At 69.7% G+C, this 16215-nt stretch carries 17 protein-coding genes; 15 read left to right on the top strand and 2 right to left on the bottom strand.

The genetic code is table 11. The features are described from left to right. The first annotated feature begins 5 nt into the window (after positions 1–5). The 5 genes from pstC to phoB are packed head-to-tail and all read left to right on the top strand — an operon-like array spanning position 6 to position 4200. Positions 6–977: a phosphate ABC transporter permease subunit PstC gene (gene pstC / locus GXW74_RS21810; protein ID WP_246523857.1), complete on the top strand. Its 972-nt coding sequence runs from the start codon at positions 6–8 to the stop codon at positions 975–977. A 4-nt stretch (positions 978–981) separates the two neighbouring features. Continuing rightward, positions 982–1875 (top strand): phosphate ABC transporter permease PstA, encoded by an 894-nt coding sequence (gene pstA, locus GXW74_RS21805; RefSeq protein ID WP_211848703.1) that lies wholly within the window; start codon positions 982–984, stop codon positions 1873–1875. Positions 1876–1892: 17 nt separating this feature from the next. Further along, positions 1893–2732 (top strand): phosphate ABC transporter ATP-binding protein PstB, encoded by an 840-nt coding sequence (gene pstB, locus GXW74_RS21800; RefSeq protein ID WP_211848702.1) that lies wholly within the window; start codon positions 1893–1895, stop codon positions 2730–2732. Positions 2733–2751: 19 nt separating this feature from the next. Next, positions 2752–3468: a phosphate signaling complex protein PhoU gene (gene phoU / locus GXW74_RS21795; RefSeq protein ID WP_211848700.1), complete on the top strand. Its 717-nt coding sequence runs from the start codon at positions 2752–2754 to the stop codon at positions 3466–3468. A 15-nt stretch (positions 3469–3483) separates the two neighbouring features. Next, positions 3484–4200, top strand: coding sequence for a phosphate regulon transcriptional regulator PhoB (gene phoB, locus GXW74_RS21790; protein ID WP_211848698.1), 717 nt, complete (start codon positions 3484–3486; stop codon positions 4198–4200). Between the two features lie 127 nt (positions 4201–4327). On the opposite strand, the gene GXW74_RS21785 is transcribed toward phoB, so the two are convergent. Next, positions 4328–6568: a DUF3141 domain-containing protein gene (locus GXW74_RS21785; RefSeq protein WP_211848696.1), complete on the bottom strand. Its 2241-nt coding sequence runs from the start codon at positions 6566–6568 to the stop codon at positions 4328–4330. 302 nt (positions 6569–6870) lie between these two features. Between GXW74_RS21785 and GXW74_RS21780 the strand changes: the two genes are divergently transcribed. The 3 genes from GXW74_RS21780 (at position 6871) to GXW74_RS21770 (ending at position 9748) form a co-directional block, all read left to right on the top strand. Continuing rightward, positions 6871–7326 carry a hypothetical protein gene (locus GXW74_RS21780; protein ID WP_211848694.1) on the top strand — a complete coding sequence of 152 codons (456 nt, stop codon included), beginning with the start codon at positions 6871–6873 and terminating at the stop codon, positions 7324–7326. A 34-nt stretch (positions 7327–7360) separates the two neighbouring features. Next, positions 7361–8269, top strand: a complete 909-nt coding sequence (gene ppk2 / locus GXW74_RS21775) for a polyphosphate kinase 2 (protein WP_338148303.1) — start codon at positions 7361–7363, stop codon at positions 8267–8269. A 234-nt stretch (positions 8270–8503) separates the two neighbouring features. Beyond that, a complete protein-coding gene (locus tag GXW74_RS21770; protein ID WP_211848690.1) occupies positions 8504–9748 on the top strand; it encodes a DUF2254 domain-containing protein in 1245 nt (414 codons plus the stop codon). A gap of 1 nt (position 9749) precedes the next feature. Here GXW74_RS21770 and GXW74_RS21765 read toward each other — a convergent pair whose 3' ends face one another. After that, a complete protein-coding gene (locus GXW74_RS21765; protein ID WP_211848689.1) occupies positions 9750–10307 on the bottom strand; it encodes a nucleoside 2-deoxyribosyltransferase in 558 nt (185 codons plus the stop codon). A 52-nt stretch (positions 10308–10359) separates the two neighbouring features. Between GXW74_RS21765 and GXW74_RS21760 the strand changes: the two genes are divergently transcribed. The 7 genes from GXW74_RS21760 to GXW74_RS21730 are packed head-to-tail and all read left to right on the top strand — an operon-like array spanning position 10360 to position 16173. Further along, positions 10360–11175 (top strand): alpha/beta hydrolase, encoded by an 816-nt coding sequence (locus GXW74_RS21760; protein WP_211848688.1) that lies wholly within the window; start codon positions 10360–10362, stop codon positions 11173–11175. A gap of 46 nt (positions 11176–11221) precedes the next feature. Next, entirely contained in the window at positions 11222–12403 is a 1182-nt protein-coding gene (locus GXW74_RS21755) for an ABC transporter substrate-binding protein (protein ID WP_211848687.1), read from the top strand. A 7-nt stretch (positions 12404–12410) separates the two neighbouring features. Then, a complete protein-coding gene (locus GXW74_RS21750; protein ID WP_211848686.1) occupies positions 12411–13334 on the top strand; it encodes a branched-chain amino acid ABC transporter permease in 924 nt (307 codons plus the stop codon). A gap of 6 nt (positions 13335–13340) precedes the next feature. Next, positions 13341–14267, top strand: a complete 927-nt coding sequence (locus tag GXW74_RS21745; protein ID WP_211848685.1) for a branched-chain amino acid ABC transporter permease — start codon at positions 13341–13343, stop codon at positions 14265–14267. Next, positions 14260–15012 carry an ABC transporter ATP-binding protein gene (locus tag GXW74_RS21740; RefSeq protein WP_211848684.1) on the top strand — a complete coding sequence of 251 codons (753 nt, stop codon included), beginning with the start codon at positions 14260–14262 and terminating at the stop codon, positions 15010–15012. The genes GXW74_RS21745 and GXW74_RS21740 overlap by 8 nt, the downstream gene beginning before the upstream one ends. Then, positions 15012–15713, top strand: a complete 702-nt coding sequence (locus GXW74_RS21735) for an ABC transporter ATP-binding protein (protein ID WP_211848683.1) — start codon at positions 15012–15014, stop codon at positions 15711–15713. The genes GXW74_RS21740 and GXW74_RS21735 overlap by 1 nt, the downstream gene beginning before the upstream one ends. A 16-nt stretch (positions 15714–15729) precedes the next feature. Continuing rightward, on the top strand, positions 15730–16173 hold the full coding sequence (locus GXW74_RS21730) for a cupin domain-containing protein (protein ID WP_211848681.1): 444 nt from the start codon (positions 15730–15732) through the stop codon (positions 16171–16173). Positions 16174–16215: the final 42 nt, after the last annotated feature.

The raw sequence follows: 16215 nt of genomic DNA, 5'->3' as shown, positions 1-16215 counted from the left end.
TCCCCTTGAGCCAGGCCGCAACCGCATCCTCCCCGATCCCGACCGGCGCGGCGCGCCGCACCGGCAACCTCGGAGACACGGTCTTCGAATGGGCCTGCAGGGGCTCCGGCGTCTTCGTGCTGCTCCTGCTCGGCGCCATCATCATCGAGCTCTTCGTCGCCGGCCTGCCGGCCTTCCGCGCCTTCGGCCTGGCCTTCGTCACCTCGACGGACTGGGATCCGGTGCAGGAGGTGTTCGGCGCCGGCGTGTCCATCTACGGCACCATCGTCACTGCCGTGCTGTCCATCATCCTGGCCGTGCCGCTCGCCTTCGGCGTCGCCTTCTACCTGACCGAGCTCGCGCCTGCCTGGCTGCGCCGCCCGGTCGGCACGGCGATCGAGCTGCTGGCCGCGGTGCCGTCCATCATCTACGGCATGTGGGGCTTCTTCGTGATCGCCCCGGCCTTCGCGACACACCTGCAGCCCTGGATCATCGACAATGTCGGCGAATTGCCGCTGATCGGCTTCCTGTTCCAGGGCGCGCCCTTCGGCACCGGCATCTTCACCGCCGCCTTCATCCTCGCCATCATGATCCTGCCCTTCATCGCCGCGACGATGCGCGACGTCTTCGAGCAGGTGCCCCCGGTCTACAAGGAAAGCGCCTACGGCCTCGGCGCGACCACCTGGGAAGTGATGCGGGGTGTCGTCATCCCCTACACCCGCGTCTCGGTGGTCGGCGGCATCATGCTCGGCCTCGGCCGCGCGCTGGGCGAGACGATGGCGGTCACCTTCGTGATCGGCAACGCCAACCGCATCAGCAGCAGCCTGTTCGGGCCGGGCAACACCATCGCCTCCCTCGTCGCGCTCGAATTCGGCGAGAGCGAGACCGGCAGCCTCAAGCTCGCCTCGCTGCTGGCCCTCGGCTTCATCCTCTTCGTGCTGTCCTTCATCGTGCTCGCGACCTCCCGCTACCTCCTCCGCTCCCGGCTGAAGGGCTGACGCCATGAGCCTCTCACTGACCGCCGGCGCCATTCCGGGCCCGCGCAAGGACCCCGAGGTCGCACTCGCCCTCGGCCGCCGCCGCAAGCGCGCCGACCGCATCGTGCGCATCCTTTGCGTCGGCGCGACGCTGGTCGGCCTCGCCTTCCTCGCCTCGATCCTGCTGACCCTGACCTATCGCGGCTTCGAGGCGATGAGCCTGCGCGTCTTCACCCATGTCACGGCGCCGCCGGGCTCGGAAGGCGGCCTGCTGAACCCGATCGTCGGCAGCCTGATCCAGGCCGCGCTCGGCACGGCCATCGGCACGCCGATCGGCATGCTGGTCGGCACCTACCTCGCGGAATACGCCCGCGGGTCGAAGTTCGGCAACGCGGTGCGCTTCGTCTCGGACATCCTGCTCTCCGCGCCGTCGATCCTGATCGGCCTCTTCGTCTACCAGATCCTGGTGCTGCCCTTCGGCGGCTTCTCCGGCTGGGCGGGCATCGCGGCGCTGGCGATCATCGTCATCCCGGTGGTGGTGCGCACCACCGAGGACATGCTGACGCTGATCCCGAACACGCTGCGCGAGGCGGTGATCGGGCTCGGATCCCCCAAATGGAAGATGATCGTCTTCGTGTGCTGGAAGTCGGCCATGTCGGGCATCATCACCGGCATCCTGCTCGCGGTGGCGCGGGTCGCCGGCGAGACGGCGCCGCTGCTCTTCACCTCGCTCGGAAACAATGCCTGGTCGGTCGACCTGACGAAGCCGATGTCGAGCCTGCCGGTGACGATCTACTCCTTCGCCGGCTCGCCCTTCGAGGACTGGATCGCGCTGGCCTGGGCCGGTGCCTTGCTGATCACGCTCGGCGTGCTCAGCCTCAACATCCTGGCGCGCACCGTGCTGCGCGGCCGCAAGTGAGCGGAAGGAACCAACCCATGTCCACAACGGCAGAAACCGGCGCGGCCGAAGCGAACACCCAGGGCTTCGGGGGCGTGCAGGCACGTTCCGAGGCGGTTCTGAACCCGCCGCGCATCGCCATCAGGAACCTCGAGTTCTTCTACGGTGACAACCGCGCGCTGAAGGGCATCGACTTCGACATCCCGGACCGCCAGGTGACCGGCATGATCGGCCCCTCGGGCTGCGGCAAGTCAACGCTGCTGCGCGTGCTCAACCGCATGTACAGCCTCTACCCCGGCCAGCGCGCGACCGGGGAGGCGATGATCGACGGCATGAACATCGTCGCCCCGGATGCCGACCTCAATGCGCTGCGCGCCAAGATCGGCATGGTCTTCCAGAAGCCCACGCCGTTCCCGATGACCATCTTCGAGAACATCGCCTTCGGCGTGCGCCTGCACGAGAAGCTGTCCAAGGCGCAGATGGACGAGCGGGTGGAATGGGCGCTGACCCGCGCCGCCATCTGGGACGAGGTGAAGGACCGGCTCGACGCCTCCGCCCTCGGCCTCTCGGGCGGCCAGCAGCAGCGCCTGTGCATCGCGCGCACCATCGCGGTGCGGCCGGAGGTCATCCTGTTCGACGAGCCGACCTCCGCGCTCGACCCGATTTCGACGCTCAAGATCGAGGAGCTGATCGACGAGCTGAAGCGCGACTTCACCATCGTGATCGTCACGCACAACATGCAGCAGGCCGCGCGCTGCGCCGACCAGGTGGCGTTCTTCTACCTCGGCGAGCTGATCGAGGTCGCCCCGGCCGCGCAGATGTTCACCGCACCGAAGCACCCGAAGACCCAGGAATACATCACCGGCCGCTTCGGCTGACCGGCGGAAGGACACCAGGATGCCCACCGAACACATCGTCCGCAGCTACGACGAGGAATTGCGCCGCCTGCGCGACATGGCCGCCCGCATGGGCGGCCTCGCCGAGCGCCAGGTCGCCGACGCCACCCGCGCCCTGGTGCGCCGCGACACCTCCCTCGCCGCCGAAGTCGTCCAGCGCGACGTCCAGATCGACCAGCTCGAGCGCGAGATCGAGGCCTTCTGCGTGCGCCTTCTCGCGCTGCGTCAGCCGATGGCGGCCGACCTGCGCGTCATCGTGGCGGCGATGAAGCTCTCCAACGACCTCGAGCGGATCGGCGACTACGCGGCGAATGCGGCCAAGCGCGCCATCGTCCTCGCCTCCCTGCCCTCCATCGGCAGCCTCAACGGGTTCGAGCGCATGGCGCATCTGGTGCAGGAGAACCTGAAGGCGGCGATGGACGCCTTCGTCAACAACGACGCCGAGGCCGCCGAGCGCGTCTGGGCCGCGGACGAGCCGGTGGACGCCATCTACAACGGCATCTTCCGCGAGCTGCTGACCTTCATGATGGAAGACCCGCGCAACATCACCGCGGCGACCCACATGCTGTTCATCGCCAAGAACCTCGAGCGCATCGGCGACCACACCACCAACATCGCGGAGCGCATCCACTACGCCGTGCGCGGCGATAGCCTCCCGGAGGACCGCCCCAAGGCCGATGAATCGGCCTATGCGGTGGTCCGCCCGGCCGGCGGATAAGCGCAGGAGACGACGATGGCCGAGGCCTATTCCTCGCTCGCCAAGCCGACCATCCTGGTGGTGGAGGATGAGGCGCCGCTGCTGACGCTGCTGCGCTACAACCTCGAGAAGCAGGGCTTCAAGGTCGAGGAGGCCGCCGACGGGCAGGAGGCGCTGCTGCGCGTCTCAGAGGCCCGGCCGGACCTCGTGCTGCTCGACTGGATGCTGCCGGCGCTCTCGGGCATCGAGGTCTGCCGCCAGCTCCGCCGCCGGCCGAACACGCGCGACCTGCCGATCATCATGGTCACCGCCCGGACCGAGGATCAGGATGCCGTGCGGGCATTGGACACCGGCGCGGACGACTACATCGCCAAGCCCTTCGTCATGGATGCGCTGCTCGCGCGCATCCGCGCGCTGCTGCGCCGGTCGGGTGGCGTCGCCGCCAAGGGCACGCTGACCTACCGCGACCTGACCATGGACCAGGACGCGCATCGTGTCAGCCGCAGCAACCGCGCGCTGCACCTCGGCCCCACCGAGTACCGCCTGCTGGAGTTCTTCCTCCAGCATCCGGGCCGGGTCTTCACGCGCGAGCAGCTTCTCGACGCGGTCTGGGGCCGCGACATCCATGTCGAGCCGCGTACGGTGGACGTGCACATCCGGCGGCTCCGCAAGGCGATCAACGGGAAGGACGAGCCGGACCTGATCCGGACCGTGCGCTCCGCCGGCTACGCGCTGGACGCCGAGGACCACTGATACCGCCGGGTCCTGCCGATGACCCATCATCGGCAGGGCGAAGGGCATCCGCGCGCACTGCGGATGCCGTGCCTCCACCCCAAGTCACGGGCAGCATGCCGGGCCAGCCGCAGGAGGCTGGCCCGGGTCAGGCGGCGCCGTCCTCCCCTTCCTGGCGGCCCAGCACCTCCCCGCGCGCGCGCCTGGCACTCCTCGCACCGGCCGGCCGCAGCCGCCGCACCTTCTCGCTCTCCAGCGGCTGCTCGGCCTCGAGGAAGATGCGTTCCACGGTGGCGAGCCGGTCGGCAACTTCCGGCGGCAGTTCGCCCATCGCCGTGACCACCTCGCGCAGCATCGCGAAGGCACTCGCGCGCGCCTCCATGTCCTCCGGCAGCAGCGCCGGCAGCGCCGCGATGGCTGCCTCCTCATCGATCAGAAGCATGAAGAACTGCATGCGCGTGCTGCGCTTGAACTCGTGCAGCGGCACCCGGTCCTCGCCCTGGGCGGCACGGATGCGCCGAACGACGTTGAACGATCTCTCGTCGGCCATGCCGGTCGGCAGCCGGATCCAGATGAGCGCGCGTGTCACCGCCGCGGGCAGGCCGCCTTCCGTCATCCGCTCCCGCAGCGCCGCGGTGGCGAGTTCCACGAAGCGCCGATGGTCCGGCGTCTCGCACGGACGCAGCCGCGGCGGCGCGCTCTCCGCCGCGATGCCGGTCACCGCCTGCATCACCGGCGATCCGTAGACGTCGAGGAAGATGCGCTCGCTCAGCGCGTCGCGTTGCCGGCCGTAGTTGGAGAGGATGGTTTCGATCCCGTGGGAGACGAAGCGTTCCGCCGCCCGCCCGGCATTCGTCTCGGCCACCGGAGTGCGGTTCGCGGCCACCATGTCCGCCGCGGCCGGCACCCATGCCATGAAGGGATTGCGGTCGGAGAACAGCGTGTAGCCGAGCCGCGCCGGATGGAGCTGGCCGAGCGCCCAGCTCACCATCGGCGTCGCCATCGCGCGCAGCGCGGGCTGCGCCGTCATTCGGTAAAGTGCAAGGTTGCTCTCCGAGACGCGGCGCGCCGCGGCGAAGCGCCGCTCGTCCTCCGGATCCGTCCCGCCGTGCACGGCCAGGTCGCCGAACTTGCGCGTCTCGAAGGAAACGGTCCAGTCGCCGGTGTCCGCCGGCGTGCTGCCGGGGTGCAGCACCGCCTCGTAGAGGCCGGGCGGCAGCACGTCGATCATGTCCATGTTCGACGCGAATTCCTGGTGCTCCTTCCGCGCCACGCCGCCGGAGACGAAGATGCCGAGGTGCCCGATGCTGCCATGCACCGAATAGACGATGGTCTGCCCGTGGGTACGCAGGTCGTTGAGGTCCGAATAGAGATCGCTGATCCAGGACAGCGCCTGCGCCGGCGGCGTGATCTCGTCGCCCTCCGAGCAGAAGACGATGATAGGCGAGGCGATGTTGCGCAGATCGACATGCGTGCCGTCGGAGAAGGTCAGCTCGCCCGTCGCCAGGCGGTTGCCGACGAAGAGCTGATCGACGATGAACTGCATCTCCTCGGCGTTCAGCGTGACGTGGCCGCCCCACCATTTCTCGAAGCCGAGATAGCGGTCGGCCGCCTTGTCCACGTCGGCCCACACCTCGTACTGCTTGGTCCAGTAGGTATTGGCCGGGTTGCCGGACTCGAAGTTGGTGACCAGCCAGGCGCCGTCGAACCTGCCGCCGCCGAGGTCGCCCGTCATCGCTGTCATCCAGGACCCGCCGAGCAGCCCACCGAGATAGCGCATCGGCGCCCGGCCGTGCCTGCCTGCCCAGTAGGAGACCGGCGACCCGGCCACCATCAGCGGCCCGAAGGCCTGCGGGCGGATCGCGGCGGCCATCAGCAGCGCCCAGCCGGCCTGGCAATTGCCGATCGCGACCGGCAGCCCCTCGGCATTGGGGTGCCGGCGGCCGACCTCCTCGGCGAAGGCGATGATGGCGCGGACCACGTCCTCAATCGTCTGGCCGGGCTCGGGCTCGGGGCGGAAGCCGACGAAGTAGCAGGCATGGCCGGCGTTGATGGCGACGCCGATCTCGCTGTCCGCCTTGAACCCGCCGATGCCGGGTCCGTGACCGGCGCGGGGGTCGATGACGATGAAGGGACGGTTGATGGCGTCGGTCGGCGGCGCGCCCTCCGGCGGCCGGATGCGCGCCATCCAGTAGTTCACCGGCCGCGGCAGGTCGCGGCCGTCCATCACCACCTCGAAATCGAAGGTGAGGACGTGCCGCATCGGGTCGTCCTCCCGTTCAAGGAAGGCGTTGCCCCTCCGCCTCAGCACGTCGAGGAAGAGGACCGAGCGCTGCCAGGCGTCCAGAGCGTAGGAGGTCCAGGGGAACAGTGCGGGGTCGAGGGTCATGGCGTGCTTCCCGTTGCGTGAGGGGCATCGGTGCCGCGGCTGAGGCCGGATGGTCCGGTCGCGGCTCAGCGGGCACCTCCGGAGGAGGGCATGCAATCCCGCCAACTCGATTTTCCAATACTACGGCCCGACGGGTGTCTGATTGACCTATATCATTCCCGCCGGGGTGTGATCACGTCACTCTGATGACATTCGGTCCGCTCGTGCCCGTGGCGCCCGGCGACGGGCGCTTTGCAGGCGACGGAATGAACATGCTGCCCGCGGCGACGAGCGCACGAGGCAGCGCGGGGAGGAAGAAGCGGATGAGCGTCACCGGCGAGAACCTCAGCGCCCAGGCCATCTGGGACCATCTCGCGAGGAAGAAGCGGGCGGAGGAGGATGCGCGCCTCTCGCAGGAGGCCGCAGCGAAGGCCGAACGCGACTCCCTCCGCGAAGCCTTCCAGGAGCGGGAGATCAAGCCGGAGGCGATGGAGAACATCGCCAATGTCGTCCGGCGCGCCGTCGAGCGCGGCGAGAAGCAGGCGCTGCTGTTCCAGTTTCCCTCGGAGTGGCTGCCGGATTCCGGGCGTTCCCTGACCACCCACGACCCGAAATGGCACGAGAAGCTCGAAGGCTTCCCGAAGCGCGCCTACGATTTCTACGTGAAGGAACTCGCGCCGCGCGGCTTCCAGCTCAAGGTCGAGATCATCGACTGGCCGGGCGGCATGCCGGGCGACTGCGGCTGGTTCCTGGCCTGGAAGCACCCCGAGGAAGAGTGACCGCCCTGCTGCCCGCATCCAGGAGGAAATGACCGTGTCGAAGAAGTCCAAGAAGAACGGGCGCAGCCGGAGCGCCGCGGAGCAGGACACCCCGCCGGCCTCGAAGCAGGTCGCGGCGGCGAAGGACGCCTCGCCCTTCAAGCCGGACGGCAAGCTCACGCGCAAGGCATATGAGCGCGCCCTGTACGACCTGCATGTCGAGCTGGTGAAGCTGCAGCAATGGGTTCAGGAGACCGGCGCCAAGGTCTGCATCATCTTCGAGGGCCGCGACGGCGCCGGCAAGGGCGGCACCATCAAGGCGATCACGGAACGCGTCAGCCCGCGCGTGTTCCGGGTGGTCGCCCTGCCCTCGCCGACCGAGCGCGAGAAGTCGCAGATGTACCTCCAGCGCTACGTGCCGCACCTGCCGGCGGGCGGCGAGATCGTGATCTTCGACCGTTCCTGGTACAACCGCGCCGGCGTCGAGCGCGTCATGGGCTTCGCGACGGATGCGCAGGTAGATCGCTTCCTGCTGATGACGCCCGCGGTCGAGAAGGCCTTCGTCGAGTCCGGCATCATCCTGCTGAAATACTGGCTGGAAGTGAGTCCGGAGGAGCAGACGCGGCGGCTGACGGCGCGCATCGACGACGGGCGGAAGCTGTGGAAGCTCTCGCCCATGGACCTCAAGTCCTACAGCCGGTGGTACGATTATTCCCGCGCGCGGGACGCCATGTTCCAGGCCACGGACACCTCCTGGGCGCCATGGTACGTCGCGCATTCGGACGACAAGAAGCGCGCGCGGCTGAACATCATCCGCCACATCCTGCGCCACATCCCCTACGAGGGGCCGAAGCGGCAGAAGATCGAGCTGCCGAAGCGACAGAAGCCCGGCGACTACATCGAGCCCGACTTCCCGTACAAGATCATCGCTGACACGGTGGGGGCGGCAGCGCCCACGGCATGATCCGTCACACCTTGCCGGGGCGATGACGGGCATCGGCCGGCCATGATGGACCCGGAAGCGACCCCCGCCCTCGCGTTGAGGATGTCGCGCGTGGCAGTCGTGGTTGGACGTCCGGTGCAGTTGCCCCGAGAGACCGTTTCGAAAGTCCGGCACCGGGCCGAATCGCGCGCGGACGCCGGCGGCGCCGCCCCGCAGCGACGGCGCGACGCCGGACAACAGCGAAAGGAAGGCGACATGCCGGTCTGGCTGATCCCGATTGCCTACATGCTGATCAGCCTGATCTGCGCCATCGTGCTGCCGCGCCTCGAGCATGCCCTCGCGCCGTCCTTCGACCTCGGCATCTCGGTTTCCTCGGCGCTCGCCGCGCTGTCGGCGATCGCCTCGGGCATGATGGCGCTGACCGGCATCGTCTTCTCCGTCGCCTTCGTCATGCTGCAGTTCAGCGCGATCACCTACTCCCCGCGCTTCGCCACGCGCTTCGCGCGCGACCCGTTGCTGTTCCACGCCCTCGGCATCTTCTTCGCGACCTTCACCTATTCGCTCGCCGCGACGGCCTGGGTCGACCGGGAAGGTTCGGGCATGGTGCCGACCGTCTCCTGGTTCATCGCCATCATGCTGCTCAGCCTCAGCCTGCTGATCTTCACCCTGCTCGTGCGGCGGCTCGCTGACCTGCAGATCGGCAACACGCTCCGCTTCGTCGGCGACCGCGGCCGCGAGGTGATCGCCGAAACCTTCGCCGCCGCGGGGACCAGCCTCGCTGCCCAGACACCAACCGGTGCAGACGCGGCGGAGGCGCCGCCGACCCAGACGCTGCGCTTCGACGGCTCCCCCCACTACGTGGACCGCATCGACACGGCGGCGCTGGTGGAACTCGCCCGGCGCGCGGGCGGCAGGATCGTCATGGACTGCGCCGTCGGGGACATGGTGACGGGCGGCATGGTCTTGCTGCGGGTGCACGGCGGCACGGCGCCGCTGCCGGAGCCGGCGCTGCGGCGCGCGATCGGGTTCGGCCTGGAGCGCACCTTCGAGCAGGACCCGAAATACCCGATCCGGATGCTGGTGGACATCGCGATCAAGGCGCTGTCGCCGGCCATCAACGACCCGACGACGGCGGTGCAGGCGCTCGACCAGATCGAGGACCTGCTGCGGCGCCTCGCCCTGCAGGGGCTCGACGTCGGGCGGGTGCGCGACGCGGGCGGCACGCTGCGCCTCGTCTTCCCCACGCCGGATTGGGAGGATTATCTGTCGCTGGCCTTCGACGAGATCCGCATGTTCGGCATCACCTCGATCCAGGTGCTGCGCCGGCTGCGCGCCGCGCTGCTGGGGCTGGAGGAACTCCTCGGGGAGCATGAGCGTGCCACGCCGGTGCGGCGCTACCTCGAGCACATCGACGCGGCGATCGACCATTCCGCGCTGGACGAGGTCGACCGCGGCGCGGCGCGGCAGGAGGACCCGCAGGGCCTCGGCCTGACGCGGTAGGCTACCGCATCGCGGCGAGGCGCCGCACGCAGCGCTCGAACGCCGTGAGGTCGCGCCAGCGGTCGGCCTTCGCCTCATGCCGTTCGAAGGTGCCGCCGGCCGCTTCGATGCCGCCATCGATCATCAGGTTGTCGGCAAGGCCGAAATCCTCGAGGCCCATGGCCTCCGCATCCTCCCAGCCGCCATCGGCACGTGGCCGCGCGGCGGTGCCGAGAAAGGCCCGCGTGCGCAGCAGGAACTCCGCCGCCGCATTGCTGTAGCCCATGACCGGCCGCCCGAGCCCGCGCATCAGCCCGAGCTCGAACACCGTCCCGGCATCGGCGGACGGCCCACGGAAGGGCGTCAGGTTGGCGATCAGCGCGCCGCAGGACCGGATATGCGCCTCGTTGGCCAGGTAGATGCGGAGCCAGTAGGGGTGATGCGCCGGCGCCGCCTGCGGCGGCGGGTCGAGGGGAAATACGCCCTCCAGACCATGCGCCGCGCAGATCCGCTTCTTCGCCGCCGCCACTTCCAGGGCGTCGGGCAGGAAGACTTCGGGACCGGCGAGATAGACGCGCATCCTGCCGATCCTGCCTTGCCGCGCGGTCCGGCGCCATGTCGAATGGCGCCGCATGGACGCCGAAGCCGAATACAACAACCGCGCCCGCGTGCCTGACAGCGCCGCGATCATCGCTCGCTGGATGCGCGACGCAGCAACGTTTCGCACAACCTGGGCGAGCAAGCGCCTGGACGTCCGCTACGGGGACACCGAGCCGGAACGGCTCGACCTGTTCCTGCCCGAGGCTGGCGGCCCCTGCCCGCTCGCGCTCTTCATCCATGGGGGCTACTGGCAGGCGCTCGACCGCACATCGGTCAGTCATTTCGCCCGCGGCCTGCTGCTGCGCGGCGTGGCGGTGGCCGTCCCGTCCTATGGATTGTGCCCGGCAGTGCCGCTCGCGACCATCGTCGAGCAGATGCGCCGCGCCGCGGCGGTCCTCTGCATGACCACGCGGCAGCGGATGCTGGCCGTGGGCCACTCGGCCGGCGGGCAGCTCTCGGCGCTGCTGCAGGCGACCGACTGGCCAGGTTTCGCGCAGGGCCTGCCGACCGGCATCGTGCCTGCCGCGCTGCCGATCTCCGGCGTCTTCGAGCTGGAGCCCCTGCTGCCCACGAGCATCGCCCGCGCCCTGAACCTGACGCCGGAGGCGGCGCACGCCCTGTCCCCGCGCTGGCTGCCGCCGCCGGGCGGCGAGTTGCACACTGTGGTGGGCGGGGCGGAGAGCCCGGAATTCCTCCGCCAGACGCGGGACTTCGCCGCCGCCTGGGGCGGCACGGCGGAGGAGATCCCGCTGGCGAACCACTTCACCGTGCTCGACCCGCTGACCGACCCCGACCATCCGCTGTCCGCCCGCGCCGCGGACATGGCCCGGCGGCTTGCGTCCTTGTGACGCTTCGCGCTTAACAGGCGGGACAGACGGCAGACAGGGGACTTCCATGATCGGGATCGGACGGCGCGGGCTTCTCGGCGGCACCACGGCACTGCTGGCCGCCCCCGCGATCCTGCATGCGCAGCCCGCCGGCGCGGTGAAGATCGGTGTGGTCGCGGTGCAGACCGGGCCGCAGGCCGCCCTCGGCAACCAGTTGAAGGAGGGTTTCGCCCTCGGCCTGAAGCATCTGGACGGCAAGCTCGGCGGGCTGACGGCCGAAACCGTCCTGATCGACGATGAGCTGAAGCCCGATGTCGCCGTCACCAAGGTCCGCGCCGCGCTGGAGCGCGACAAGGTGGACTTCATCGTCGGCGTGGTCTTCTCCAACATCCTGCAGGCGATCATGCGCCCGGTGACGGAGAGCGGCACCTTCCTCATCAGCACCAATGCCGGGCCGTCCACCTTCGCCGGGCGCGGCTGCAACCCGTTCTTCTTCACCACCTCCTACAACAACGACCAGGTCCACTCGGTGATGGGCCAGGCGGCGCAGGACAACGGCTACCGCCGCGTCTTCGTCATGGTGCCGAACTACCAGGCGGGGCGCGACGCGGTGGCCGGCTTCAAGTCCAAGTTCCGCGGCGAGGTGGTGGACGAGGTCTATGTGCCGCTGACCCAGCTCGACTTCTCGGCGGAGCTGGCGAAGATCGCGGCGGCGCGTCCGGATGCGATCTTCACCTTCATGCCGGGCGGGCTCGGCGTGAACCTGGTGCGGCAGTATCGCCAGGCAGGGCTCGCCGGCATCCCCTTCCTGTCCACCTTCACGGTCGATGAGGCGACGCTGCCCGCGCAGGGCGATGCCGCACTCGGCTTCTACTCGGCGGCCTCCTGGGCGCCGAACATGGACAACCCGCAGAACACGCGCTTCGTGAACGACTACGTCGCCGCGCACAACGCCGTGCCCGCGACCTATGCGGCGCAGGCCTATGACGCCGCGATGCTGCTCGATTCCGCGATCCGGCGCGTGAACGGCAACCTGGCGGGCAAGGATGCGCTGCGCGCGGCGATCAGGGCGGCGGATTTCCGTTCCGTCCGCGGCCCCTTCGCCTTCGGCGTGAACCACTACCCGGTGCAGGATTTCTGGCTGCTGAAGGTCGGCCGCCGCGCCGACGGCAAGCTCGAGACCCAGACGGACCGCAAGGTGTTCACCAACGCGGTCGACCCCTGGGCCGCCGAGTGCCGCATGCGCTGACCGGCGCGTGACCACGCAACTGCTGCTGGTGCAGGCGCTCAACGGCCTGCAGCTCGGCATCCTGCTCTTCCTCGTCGCGGCGGGGCTGACGCTGGTGTTCGGGGTGATGGACTTCATCAACCTCGCCCACGGCGTGCAGTACATGCTGGGCGCCTATCTGGGCGCCTCGCTCGCCGCCGCGACCGGGTCCTTCTGGTGGGGGCTGGTGCTCGCCCTGCCGGCCGCGCTGGCCGCGGGGCTGGTGCTGGAGGTGCTGGTCTTCCGGCACCTCTATGCGCGCGACCACCTGGCGCAGGTGCTGGCGACCTTCGGCGTGATCCTGTTCCTGAACGAGGGCGTGAAGGTCCTGTGGGGCGCCGCGCCGCTGCAGGTCGCCGTGCCGCCGCTGCTCGAAGGCGGCATCGAGATCATGCCCGGGCTGCAATACCCGCTCTACCGCGTCGCGGTGCTGGCGGCCGGCGTCGTGACGGCGGGCGGGCTGTGGTGGCTGGTGGAGCGCACCCGCGCCGGCATGCTGGTGCGCGCCGGGGCGACCAATGCGGCGATGGTCTCGGCGCTCGGCGTCGACATCAACCGGCTCTTCACCCTGGTCTTCGCCTTCGGCGCGATGCTGGCGGGCTTCGCGGGCGTGCTGGCGGGGCCGATCTTCTCGGTCGAGCCCGGCATGGGCGACAATGTGCTGATCCTCGCCTTCGTGGTGATCGTGATCGGTGGGATCGGGTCGATCCGTGGGGCCTTCGTCGCGGCGCTGCTGGTCGGGCTCATCGACATCCTCGGCAAATCGCTGATGCCGGACCTGATGCGGCTGTTCCTCGATGCCTCGGCGGCGCGGCAGGCGGGGGCGGCGCTGGCCTCCATGCTGGTCTATGTCGCCATGGCGGCGATTCTCGCCTTCCGCCCGGCGGGCCTGTTCCCGGTGCGCGCGGGCTGACGCGCGATGCTGCGCGAAGCCTGGCTGCCTCTCGTGGTGCTGGTCGCGCTCGGCGTGGCGCCGCTGCTGGGCTTCGGCGGGTCCTACGAGACGACGCTGATGGCGCGCGCCATGATCCTCGGCATGGCGGCGGTGTCGCTGTCCTTCCTGGTCGGCGGCGCAGGGCTGGTCAGCCTGGGCCATGCCGCCTCGGTCGGCGTCGGGGCCTATGCGGTGGCGATCCTCGACGCCCATGGCGTGACGGAAGCAACGCTCGTGCTGCCTGCCGCGATCGGCGCCGCGGCGCTGTTCTCGCTGCTGACCGGCGCCATCGCCATCCGCACCTCCGGCGTGCATTTCATCATGATCACGCTGGCCTTCGGGCAGATGGCCTTCTTCACCGCCTCCTCGCTCGCGGCCTATGGCGGGGATGACGGCTACACGCTGTACAGCCGGACGGAACTGCTCGGCACGCGACTGCTCGAGAACCGGCTGGCCTTCCACTACATCTGCCTCGGGCTGCTCGCTGCCAGCTGGGGCGGCTGCGCCATGCTGCTGGCGTCGCGCTTCGGCCGCGTGTTGCGGGCAGCGCGCGAGAACCCGCAACGGGTCGAAGCCGTCGGCCTCGCCCCCTACCCGTTCCGGCTGCTCGGCTACATGCTCGCCGGCGCCATGGGCGGGCTCGCCGGCGTCCTGCTGGCCAATGCGACAGAGTTCGTCTCCCCCGCCACCCTCTCCTGGCAGCGATCGGGGGAACTGCTGTTCATGGTCATCCTCGGCGGCGCAGGGCGGCTCTGGGGGGCGATCCTCGGCGCGCTGGCCTTCGTGCTGCTGGAGACCTGGCTCGCCCAGCAGATGCTGCACTGGAAGCTGGTCTTCGGGCCGCTGCTGGTGCTGGCGGTGATCTTCCTCCGCGGCGGCCTCTCCGGCCTGGTGGCGAGGCACCATGGCTGAGCCGCTGCTGCGCCTCGACAGCCTGCGCAAGCACTATGGCGGCCTCGCCGTAACGGACGGCGTCTCGCTGGACGTGCTGCCCGGCGAGATCCACGCCGTCATCGGCCCCAACGGCGCCGGCAAGACGACGCTGATCCACGAGATCACCGGCGTCGTCGCGCCCGACGAAGGCCGCGTCGTCTTCGCCGGGCAGGATGTGACGCGCTTCTCCCTGCCGCGGCGCGTGCGGGCGGGCCTCGCGCGGACCTTCCAGATCACCAGCGTCGTCGCGGGCTTCACGGCTCTCGCCAATGTCGCGCTGGCGGTGCAGGCGCGCTCCGGCTCCTCCTTCCGCTTCTTCCGGCCCGCCGCCACCGAGCGCGCGTTGAACGAAACCGCCATGCAGGCCCTCGCCGAGGTCGGCCTCGCCGACCGCGCCGGTGTGCCCGCCGGCGCCCTCAGCCACGGCGAGAAGCGCGCCCTGGAACTCGCCATCGCGCTCGCCACGCAACCCCGCCTGCTGCTGCTCGACGAGCCCCTCGCCGGCGCCGGGCCGGAGGAGACGGAACGCCTCGTCGCCCTGCTGACGCGGCTGAAATCCGCCTACACCATCCTGCTCGTCGAGCACGACATGCAGGCGGTCTTCGCGCTCGCCGACCGCGTTTCCGTCCTCGTCTACGGCCGCGTCATCGCCACCGGCTCCGTCGCCGAGATCCGCTCCAGCGCCAAGGTCCGCGCCGCCTATCTCGGCGAGGACGAAGCCTGATGCTGGAGGTCGAATCCCTCGTCGCCGGCTATGGCGGCAGCCGCGTGCTGCACGGCATCTCCTTCGCCGTCGGCGCGGGGGAGGTCGTGACCCTGCTCGGCCGCAACGGCATGGGCAAGACGACCACGGTGCGCGCCATCATGGGCCTCGTCACGCCCATCGCCGGCCGCATCGCCTTCGCCGGCGCCGAGATCACCGGCCTGCCGCCCTACCGCATCGCCCAGCGCGGCGTCGGCCTGGTGCCGGAAGGCCGCCAGGTCTTCCCGACCCTGACGGTCGAGGAGAACCTGGTCGCCACCGCCGCCAACCGCGCCGGCGGCGCACCGCGCTGGACCCTGCCGCAGGTGCTGGCCCTCTTTCCGCGCCTCGCCGAGCGCCGCCGCAACCTCGGCGCGCGCCTCTCGGGCGGGGAACAACAGATGCTCGCCATCGGCCGCGCGCTGATGACCAACCCGCGCCTGCTGATCCTCGACGAGGCGACCGAGGGCCTCGCGCCCATCATCCGCGCCGAGATCTGGGCCGTCCTCGCCCGCCTGCGCGCCGAGGGCCAGGCCATCCTGCTGATCGACAAGAACCTCGCCGCCATCCTCCGCCTCGCCGACCGCCACGTCGTGATCGAGAAAGGCCAGGTCGTGTGGACCGGCACCAGCGAAGCCCTTTCGGCCGCGCCCGAAGTGCGCGACACATATCTTCACGTCTGAGGGAGGACCCACGCGCATGACCGCATTGACCGCAGGCATCACCCCCGCCGGAGAAGGCATCGGCGGCGTCGTCTGGAACATCCTCGGCCAGACCTACAAGCCGGTGGCGAGCGGCGATTCCTGCTTCGCCTTCGACGCCCTCTTCCCGCCCGAAACCTTCGTGCCCCCGCACATCCACACCACGCAGGACGAATTCATCCGCGTCCTCGAAGGCCGCTTCGACCTGGTGCTGGACGGGCAGCCGATGCAGGCCACGGCCGGCGACCTGATCCGCATGCCGATGGGCATCATGCACGGCATCTTCAACAAGTCCGGCGCGCCGGTGCGCGCGCTGTTCTGGGTCAGCCCGGCGCGCAGCCTCGAAACGCTGTTCCAGCGCATCCACAACGTGGCCGATCCGGCGGAAGTCGTGCGCATCGCGTCCGAACACGAGGTGACCTTCCTGCCGCCTGCGGGCTGAGACGTAGCTAAGGTCGGGGGAGGATGAACCTCCCCCGAACCC

Source organism: Neoroseomonas eburnea (assembly GCF_018129005.1).
GTDB classification, from domain to species: domain Bacteria; phylum Pseudomonadota; class Alphaproteobacteria; order Acetobacterales; family Acetobacteraceae; genus Neoroseomonas; species Neoroseomonas eburnea.
This window is presented reverse-complemented; position numbering and strand designations above follow the sequence as displayed.

Excerpts from the sequence above, each read along its gene's own strand:
- pstA (WP_211848703.1), top strand. The coding sequence starts at position 982 with ATGAGCCTCTCACTGACCGCCGGCGCCATTCCGGGCCCGCGCAAGGAC.
- pstB (WP_211848702.1), top strand. The coding sequence starts at position 1,893 with ATGTCCACAACGGCAGAAACCGGCGCGGCCGAAGCGAACACCCAGGGC.
- phoU (WP_211848700.1), top strand. The coding sequence starts at position 2,752 with ATGCCCACCGAACACATCGTCCGCAGCTACGACGAGGAATTGCGCCGC.
- phoB (WP_211848698.1), top strand. The coding sequence starts at position 3,484 with ATGGCCGAGGCCTATTCCTCGCTCGCCAAGCCGACCATCCTGGTGGTG.
- GXW74_RS21785 (WP_211848696.1), bottom strand. The coding sequence starts at position 6,568 with ATGACCCTCGACCCCGCACTGTTCCCCTGGACCTCCTACGCTCTGGAC.
- GXW74_RS21780 (WP_211848694.1), top strand. The coding sequence starts at position 6,871 with ATGAGCGTCACCGGCGAGAACCTCAGCGCCCAGGCCATCTGGGACCAT.
- GXW74_RS21770 (WP_211848690.1), top strand. The coding sequence starts at position 8,504 with ATGCCGGTCTGGCTGATCCCGATTGCCTACATGCTGATCAGCCTGATC.
- GXW74_RS21765 (WP_211848689.1), bottom strand. The coding sequence starts at position 10,307 with ATGCGCGTCTATCTCGCCGGTCCCGAAGTCTTCCTGCCCGACGCCCTG.
- GXW74_RS21760 (WP_211848688.1), top strand. The coding sequence starts at position 10,360 with ATGGACGCCGAAGCCGAATACAACAACCGCGCCCGCGTGCCTGACAGC.
- GXW74_RS21755 (WP_211848687.1), top strand. The coding sequence starts at position 11,222 with ATGATCGGGATCGGACGGCGCGGGCTTCTCGGCGGCACCACGGCACTG.
- GXW74_RS21745 (WP_211848685.1), top strand. The coding sequence starts at position 13,341 with ATGCTGCGCGAAGCCTGGCTGCCTCTCGTGGTGCTGGTCGCGCTCGGC.
- GXW74_RS21740 (WP_211848684.1), top strand. The coding sequence starts at position 14,260 with ATGGCTGAGCCGCTGCTGCGCCTCGACAGCCTGCGCAAGCACTATGGC.
- GXW74_RS21735 (WP_211848683.1), top strand. The coding sequence starts at position 15,012 with ATGCTGGAGGTCGAATCCCTCGTCGCCGGCTATGGCGGCAGCCGCGTG.
- GXW74_RS21730 (WP_211848681.1), top strand. The coding sequence starts at position 15,730 with ATGACCGCATTGACCGCAGGCATCACCCCCGCCGGAGAAGGCATCGGC.